This window comes from Candidatus Hakubella thermalkaliphila (assembly GCF_013281975.1).
GTDB classification, from domain to species: domain Bacteria; phylum Actinomycetota; class Humimicrobiia; order Hakubellales; family Hakubellaceae; genus Hakubella; species Hakubella thermalkaliphila.
The window spans coordinates 1-4,254 of record NZ_BLRZ01000128.1 but is presented as its reverse complement, the minus strand read 5'-3'; the positions used below and the strand labels follow the sequence as shown (position 1 = coordinate 4,254).

General features: G+C 51.8%; 3 protein-coding genes and 1 pseudogene. 3 read left to right on the top strand and 1 reads right to left on the bottom strand.

Translation table 11 applies throughout. From position 1 onward, the window contains the following. Positions 1 to 81: 81 nt before the first annotated feature. From arc to HW443_RS09625, 3 genes are read left to right on the top strand one after another with little or no spacing between them, the layout of a single operon-like run. Positions 82 to 1,908, top strand: coding sequence for a proteasome ATPase (gene arc / locus HW443_RS09635; RefSeq protein WP_176231044.1), 1,827 nt, complete (start codon positions 82 to 84; stop codon positions 1,906 to 1,908). A gap of 60 nt (positions 1,909 to 1,968) precedes the next feature. Continuing rightward, positions 1,969 to 3,453, top strand: coding sequence for a depupylase/deamidase Dop (gene dop / locus HW443_RS09630; protein WP_176231043.1), 1,485 nt, complete (start codon positions 1,969 to 1,971; stop codon positions 3,451 to 3,453). Between the two features lie 43 nt (positions 3,454 to 3,496). Beyond that, entirely contained in the window at positions 3,497 to 3,706 is a 210-nt protein-coding gene (locus HW443_RS09625) for a ubiquitin-like protein Pup (protein WP_176231042.1), read from the top strand. A gap of 115 nt (positions 3,707 to 3,821) precedes the next feature. On the opposite strand, the pseudogene HW443_RS09620 reads toward HW443_RS09625, so the two are convergent. Further along, positions 3,822 to 4,254: pseudogene (locus HW443_RS09620) on the bottom strand (hypothetical protein); the annotation flags it as partial.

Below are 4,254 nucleotides of genomic sequence, written 5' to 3'. Positions count from 1 at the left end.
ACGACCGCACCTGAATTCTATTCTTAGTCTGGAGACCTCGAACCTCCACAGCTCTCCTTCGGGAGAAGGAGGAGATGGATCATGACAGAACTGAAGAAAAAGTCAAGTTCCCCCCGAGAGTTAGGTGAGGCTATTTCCGGTCTCTTCGGTCACCTCCATAAGACCGAATTGACCTACGAGCGTCGCTTGTCCCGGTACGAAAAGGAAGTTCAGGAACTAAAAGAGCTCATAAGATATCTGGAGAGCCGGAATGAGCAGCTCAAGAGGCGCATGGAGGACGCCCCTCGAGAGTTTAGAAATCTGGAGAACAAGCTGCGGGAGGCCAACGAGCAGTTAGTGCGGGCTTATCACCAGAACGAGAAGCTGGTGACTGCCCTCTATGAAGCCAGGGAGCAAATTCAGGCTCTAAAAGAGGAGGTGGACAAACTCTGTGCTCCACCCAGTGGATTCGGGGTCTTTCTGGGCCATAATGAAGATGGGACAGTAGATATCCTGACCGCAGGTAGGAAAATGAGGGTGAATGTCCACTCCGATATAAATGTAGAGGAGTTGACTAAAGGCCAGGAGTTGATCCTCAATGAGGGACTGAATGTGGTCCAGGTGCGGGGATTTGAAGTCCAGGGCGAAGTAGTCAAGCTTAAAGATGTCCTGGGGGACGGCCGGGCCATAATCACCTACCGGGCTGATGAGGAAAGAGTGGCCGAACTGGCTGCTCCTCTTAGGAATACCAGGTTGAACATCGGGGACCACCTGCTTTTTGATCCCAGATCTGGTTATCTCCTGGAAAAGCTGCCCAAAGCAGAGATAGAGGATTTGATTCTGGAGGAGGTACCAGAAATAGACTACTCCGATGTGGGAGGTCTGGATGCCCAGATTGAAGCCATGCGAGATGCTATTGAGCTGCCTTATCTCTATGCGGAGTACTTCCGGGAGCACAAGCTTACTGCTCCCAAGGGAGTTTTACTCTATGGGCCTCCAGGATGCGGCAAGACCCTGATTGCCAAAGCTGTGGCTAATAACCTGGCCAGGAAGATGAGGGAGAAAACAGGAAAAGATACCAAAAGTTACTTCCTGAATGTTAAGGGTCCCGAGCTTCTGAATAAGTATGTGGGTGAGACGGAGCGTAAAATCCGAGAAGTTTTTCAGAAGGCCAAAGAGAAGGCCAAAGAGGACGTCCCGGTGGTCATCTTTTTTGACGAGATGGACGCCCTCTTTAGAACCAGGGGCTCGGGCATATCCTCGGACGTAGAGTCCACCATAGTGCCTCAGTTTCTGTCCGAGATCGATGGGGTGGAAAGCTTGAAGAATGTCATTGTCATTGGGGCCAGCAACAGGCAGGATCTCATCGACCCGGCTATCCTCAGGCCGGGAAGACTGGATGTCAAGATAAAGATCGACCGGCCGGATAAGAAGGGGGCCGTGGACATCTTCTCCAAATATCTAACTGCCGATCTCCCCATCCACGAGAGCGAGCTCAAGGCCTGCGGCGGAAATGTACAGGCAGTTGTTCAGGGTCTCATCGAGAAGACCGTGGAGGAGATGTACGGGGTAGGCGACAATAACAAATTCCTGGAAGTGACCTATGCCAATGGTGAGGTGGAAATTTTCTATTTCAAAGACTTTGCCAGCGGGGCCATGATCGAGAACATCGTCTCCAGAGCTAAAAAGTTTGCCCTGAAGAGGCTAATATCCACCGGAGAAAAAGGTATCATGTTGGTGGACCTGATTCAGGCCGTCAGGGAGGAGTTCCAGGAGAACGAAGATCTTCCTAACACTACCAATCCTGATGATTGGACTAAGATCTCAGGAAGGAAAGGCGAGAAGGTAATTTACGTCAAAACCTTGCTCAAAGAAGCAAAAGAAAAGCTTAGAAGCACGGAGACCATTGCTACCGGGCAATATCTCTAGCTTTTCCCTATTTTACCTCTTGGCCTCTCGGCGTTGGTTCTTTACCAGTACAGGGTGGATATGGCCATTGTGAAAGTTATGGGCATAGAAACAGAATACGGTATTACCATCCGGGACGGGATTGGCTTTGACCCTATCATCGGGTGCAGTCTACTGATTAACAGCTATCAAGTTCTGGAAACCGGTAAAGTCAAGTGGGACTATGAGGAAGAGGATCCCACCCGGGATGCCCGGGAGTCAGTACCGCCCCGAAAACTCAGAGAGCAGCCCGGTGAGACTACTCAGTTTATTAATCGCATTCTGACCAATGGCGCCAGATATTACGTGGATCATGCCCACCCCGAATACTCTTCTCCCGAGTGCACCAACCCCAGAGACCTGGTTATCTACGATAAGGCGGGGGAGCGTATTCTGGACCTGAGCCGCCAGAAAGCTGAGATCATAAGGGGTCGGGGAGAGAGGATTATCGTCTACAAGAATAATACCGACTCCAAGGGCAATAGTTATGGTTGTCATGAGAACTACCTCCTGGATCGGAAAACTCCCTTCCCCAGCATTATCAGAGACCTGATGCCCTTTTTGGTGACCAGGCAGATCTACACCGGGGCTGGAAAGGTGGGGGCAGAAAACGGCGCTGAACCAGTCAGTTATCAAATCTCCCAGAGATCTGACTTTGTGGAGAAGGAAGTGGGGCTGGAGACCATGCTTCAGCGTCCCATCATCAACACCCGCGATGAACCCCATGCCGATGCCGAGAAATACCGCCGCCTGCACGTCATTGTGGGGGATTCCAACATGAGTGAGTACACCACCTACCTCAAGGTAGGCACCACCGCTTTGGTCCTGGAGATGATCGAGGATAACTTCATCCACCAGGACTTTAGCTTAAGGAGCCCGGTGCAGGCCATAAGGGAGATCTCCCATGACCCCAGCTTAAAGCGCAAGCTGCGCCTGGAGGACGGCCGCCAGGCCACAGCCATTGAGATCCAGAGGCAGTACCTGGAGCTGGCCTTAGGCTACCTGGACCGAAGGGATCCCGACCCCCTGGTTAAAGACGTCCTGGCCAAGTGGGCTTACGTTCTGGAGAAGCTAGAGGAGGAGCCCCGCCAGCTTAAGCAGGAGATTGACTGGGTGATCAAGCGCGAGCTGATTGAGGCCTACATGGCCCGGCACCACCTCTTTTGGGAGGACCCTCGCATCAGCCTGATCGACCTGCAGTACCATGATGTCCGACCCTCCAAGGGGCTGTACTACTTACTGGAGGAAGAGGAAAAGGTGGAGCGTATAGTCAGCGATGACGAAATAGAGGAGGCTATGGTTAACCCGCCCTGTGACACCCGGGCCTACTTCCGGGGTAGATGCTTGCAGAAATATGCCCATAATATCTCTGCGGTCAACTGGGATAGCATGATTTTTGACCTGGATCACGGCCCTCTAAAGAAAGTCATGATGATGGAGCCGACCAAGGGAACGGAGACCGATGTAGGCAGAATAATAGACAGCTCTCCTACCGCAGCCGATCTTTTAGAGGCACTTCAGAGTTAGTGTACTTAGGGAAAGGAGAAACAAGGCAAAGAGGTGAACTGAGATGGCAGATTCATCTAGAGCACAGAGGAAAAAGATTGGCAAGACAGAAGATATTCCCCGGGGAGGAGGATCTCTTCCCTCTTCTGAGCTGGCCAAAAAAGGGGAAAAAATAAAGAAGGATCTGGACAAGCTGTTGGATGAGATAGACGACTTGCTGGAAGAAAATGCGGAGGAGTTTGTCAGGAACTACGTCCAGAAAGGTGGTCAGTGAAGTGATGCCTCAAGACCATTTCAGAGATGCTGCCCCCTATTCTCTCCTGGGTGGTTCTGGAGCAGGCGGTAGAGGGGTCTCTCGGGACTCTTTCAGCGATATGGGGTCAATGGGGTCAAATTTCTATGATCTTTTGAGATCTAAATGTCCCCTTCTGTTCCTCGTAACCAGCAAAGATGGGAATGACCACCAGTCCCTGGATAGCAGCAGAAAGATTCTGCCTGATCATCTGGGCCAGTTTGTTGGCTTTGCCCTCCAGGCTCAGCCCCTCCCCCTCCACTTTCTCATAATGTTCCATCTCCGTCTGAAATAGCCTGGCCATCTCTATGCTCGGCCCGGCTGCTCCAGAGATAGCTATGGCCGAAAAGTCATCGGTTCGGTAGATCTTCTCGATATGGCGATGGGACACCTGATATCCCTCAGTAGCCATGCGGTCTCCAGCCATGATAACACCATCCTTATACTTCAAGGCCAGAATGGTCGTCTCCAGGGGCATCTTTTCCGACCGACTCCCCCCCACCGCCACAACCCCCCTAAAGTCGTGAAGC

Coding starts and splice junctions, on each gene's coding strand:
- HW443_RS09625 (WP_176231042.1), top strand. CDS start 3,497: ATGGCAGATTCATCTAGAGCACAGAGGAAAAAGATTGGCAAGACAGAA.
- dop (WP_176231043.1), top strand. CDS start 1,969: ATGGCCATTGTGAAAGTTATGGGCATAGAAACAGAATACGGTATTACC.
- arc (WP_176231044.1), top strand. CDS start 82: ATGACAGAACTGAAGAAAAAGTCAAGTTCCCCCCGAGAGTTAGGTGAG.